The following is a 2,358-nucleotide window of genomic DNA, read 5'->3' as shown; positions in this document are numbered from 1 at the left end:
AACGGGTACAGATGTGGCAATAGAAAGTGCTGGCGTTACCCTTCTCAAAGGCGATTTGATGATACTCAACAGGGCCCGTCATCTGTCAGAGATCACCATGAAAAATATCCGGCAGAATCTGTTTTTTGCGTTTATCTACAATGCTCTTGGGGTGCCTGTAGCTGCAGGTCTGCTTTATCCTGTGTATGGAATACTGCTGTCGCCAGTTATTGCGGCGGCGGCCATGGCCCTTTCCTCCGTTAGCGTCATTGCAAATGCGTTGCGTCTGAAAAGTGTCAGGCTCGGGAAATAACACTGAGTGAAGGGGCTGTTACGAACAGAAGGAGTCCGGTATGAAAAGTACAACCTATGCGCTTATTGCTGTCGCCGCGATTGCGGCATTTGCTCTCCTGCGCGAACACTGGTCACATGTGGCAGGCTACTGGCCATATCTGTTACTGCTGCTTTGTCCGCTCATGCATCTTTTCCACGGTCACGGGGGGCATGGAGATCATCAACATCACGGAAGTGAAAACGATAAAAAAAATTAATCCGGCAGACGGGACCGCGTCGCGGTCCCGTTATCAGTCCAAGTATCGTTCGTAGTCTCTGGCATGCGCAAAGGCATGCTGTTCGAGTTTGTTATCAGCGGGTGCCGCCGTCCGGAACGCCAGTGAGTTAACAGGATTGTTATTGATGACCAGCTCGTAATGCAGATGAGGACCGGATGAACGTCCGCTGTTACCGGATAACGCAATAGCGTCTCCCCGGGTAACCCTGGCCCCTTTAGTAACGAGTATTTTATTGAGGTGGAGATAGCGAGTTTTAACACCGGCTTTTCCCGTTACTTCAACAAAATATCCCATGGTACTGTTGTATTCGGCCCGGGTGATTTTTCCGTCGATGACGCTGACTATTTTCGTGTTCATGGGCATGGAATAATCAATGCCATTATGGGGACTCACTTTTCCCGATACCGGGTTAAGTCTTGCAGGATTGAAAGGCGAACTGAGTCTTGCTGTGGCCGGTAACGGATAATCGAGACTGCCTTTCCCGGAAGTATCGGAAAGGTTATAGAACTTTTTATCTGATATACGATACGCCGTGTAATTAAATGAACCGGACGTAAATTTATAGGCCACGACACGTGATTTTCCCGCTTTCTTTTGCAGTACGAGTTTTAATGATTCATTTTTTTTCAAATGCCGCAGATTAAACCGGGAAGGCAAGGAGCGCTGAAGAGTAGCGATCTCGTTCGATTCCAGCCCCGAGCGGGTGGCTGAAAGGTAGGCATTTTCTTTTACGACATCGGTAGAATACATTTACTGGAATTCGCCGTTAGCATGAACACTGCGGCGTATGCTAGGGGTTTTCAGGAGGCGTGTCATCTGTCAGTTAATCGGGAGCACCGTTGATGGTCGTCATTTTTGTAACATATCTTGTTTCCCGTTTGCTCCGGAAGCTCTGGGAACTGTATGACCAGCCCGACGGTGATGATTAACGGGACTGAAACAGGTTACGGCAGAGCAATATGGGGCTCATGTCCTGCTACGTAACCCGTCAGTAAAGCCCTGCTGCGCACCTGACGCTAAGCACTAACCCGCCTGCAGTTACCTGGTCGAATACAGCCCGCGAAGCTTTCTTGCCTGCGTCTGATGTGCTTCCGCACCGGCATTATTGACCTGCTCATGCACGAGAGCGGCTTTTTCTCCGGCATTCAGTTCGTTAAAAGAAGAAGACGAGGTCTTTGAATTTGCATCACTGCCGGACAGCATTTTTTTATGTTCCTCAATCATTTTCTGATGCGCATAGGACGCGCTGTTGTTCATAAATGAATGAGCAACAATGGCCCTTTCATGTTCATTCATTTCAGAGAATGAGGGCGTGTTGTTTTTATTAACCCTGTCCGGTAAGTTTTCATGCGTCGAGGAATTCACATGACTGACGGCTGAGGCATTATTAACAAATCGATGTGCTTCATGGGCAATATCACTGGACTGAGCAAAAGCTGCCCCACAAAATAAAGCTGTAAACGCAGTGGTCGTGATTAATATATTCATGTGTAATTACCTTCTGAGGTACATAAAAGATGTCCTTATGATCATATATAAAAATAATCAACCTGTGGGGAAGATGACGTAAATGTAATACAGCTATGTACATTACACGATTGTAATGAATTTGTTTCTTAAGGTGTGCTAGATTCATTTCATTGTAAGTGGATGAACCAGTAATTTAATTTAAATCGGTTCTCGAATTCTGTCAGTAACCATACTTTAAATAAGGGAATGCGCATGCTGTTGAAAACGTCTCGACGAACTTTCCTGAAGGGGTTAACCCTCTCTGGCGTAGCCGGAAGGGCACTGTTGCAAATAGTCG

At 46.8% G+C, this 2,358-nt stretch carries 4 protein-coding genes and 1 pseudogene; 3 read left to right on the top strand and 2 right to left on the bottom strand.

Annotated features, from left to right (window positions below; genetic code table 11):
• Together IM317_RS22100 and IM317_RS22095 are read left to right on the top strand one after the other, a co-directional pair.
• A pseudogene (locus IM317_RS22100) lies at positions 1-292 on the top strand (haloacid dehalogenase); the annotation flags it as partial.
• Between the two features lie 40 nt (positions 293-332).
• The gene (locus tag IM317_RS22095; RefSeq protein WP_004388331.1) at positions 333-530 is read left to right on the top strand and encodes a DUF2933 domain-containing protein; all 198 of its coding nucleotides are present in this window, start codon (positions 333-335) and stop codon (positions 528-530) included.
• 33 nt (positions 531-563) lie between these two features.
• On the opposite strand, the gene IM317_RS22090 is transcribed toward IM317_RS22095, so the two are convergent.
• A complete protein-coding gene (locus tag IM317_RS22090; RefSeq protein ID WP_004388332.1) occupies positions 564-1,301 on the bottom strand; it encodes a peptidoglycan DD-metalloendopeptidase family protein in 738 nt (245 codons plus the stop codon).
• Between the two features lie 288 nt (positions 1,302-1,589).
• Positions 1,590-2,039 carry a copper resistance protein gene (locus tag IM317_RS22085; protein ID WP_001023257.1) on the bottom strand — a complete coding sequence of 150 codons (450 nt, stop codon included), beginning with the start codon at positions 2,037-2,039 and terminating at the stop codon, positions 1,590-1,592.
• 234 nt (positions 2,040-2,273) lie between these two features.
• On the opposite strand from IM317_RS22085, the gene IM317_RS24320 reads away from it, so the two are divergent.
• On the top strand, positions 2,274-2,358 hold an 85-nt coding region (locus IM317_RS24320; RefSeq protein WP_375336435.1), incomplete at its 3' end, for a twin-arginine translocation signal domain-containing protein.

The sequence above is a fragment of the Enterobacter cloacae complex sp. S3 genome, assembly GCF_014930495.1.
In the GTDB taxonomy this organism is placed as follows: Bacteria; Pseudomonadota; Gammaproteobacteria; order Enterobacterales; family Enterobacteriaceae; genus Enterobacter; species Enterobacter asburiae_B.
Note: the sequence above shows the minus strand (reverse complement) of the source record. Positions and strands in the feature narration are given on the sequence as shown.